Consider the following 496-nt stretch of genomic DNA (forward strand, 5'->3'; position numbering starts at 1 on the left):
GTACAGCGAGGCGTGGCGATGGCCTACAGCGTGGGCGAGCAAGCGGCCCTGATCGTCGTAGGAATATTCGCTGAGCAGCAGACCCTGCTGGCGTTGCTGTTCACGACCGCAGTGGTAGACGTGGCGCGTGAGCGGCGTGCCGTTGAGGTCGATGGCCGACAGCGCACCGCCCTTGGCGTAGTGATAGTCGAGCTTGCTGTTGTCCGGCAGGCGCAGGCGTTTGAGCTGGCCGCAGGCGTCATAGGCGTAGCGCAAGGTGCCCCAGCCCTGATGTTCGGTGATCAGCCGATCCTGACGGTCATACTCGAAGGCCAGCGGATGGTTCTGGTCGTCATCGACGGCAACCAAGCGCCCGGGGCGGTCGTAGTCGTAGCGGATCTTGGCGCCATCGGGCAGGTTCTTGACCCGCAACCTTCCAGCCGCGTCGCGCTGGTATTGGGTGACCAGCGATAAACCCTGCTCGCCGAATTCAGTCTTTTCCAGCAAATGACCATTG

At 62.7% G+C, this 496-nt stretch carries 1 pseudogene; it reads right to left on the bottom strand.

What is annotated here, in order from left to right:
• A pseudogene (locus tag J5M71_RS27500) lies at positions 1–496 on the bottom strand (type IV secretion protein Rhs); the annotation flags it as partial.

Origin of the sequence: Pseudomonas sp. 43(2021) (assembly GCF_017490805.1) — a bacterium.
Taxonomy (GTDB): Bacteria; Pseudomonadota; Gammaproteobacteria; order Pseudomonadales; family Pseudomonadaceae; genus Aquipseudomonas.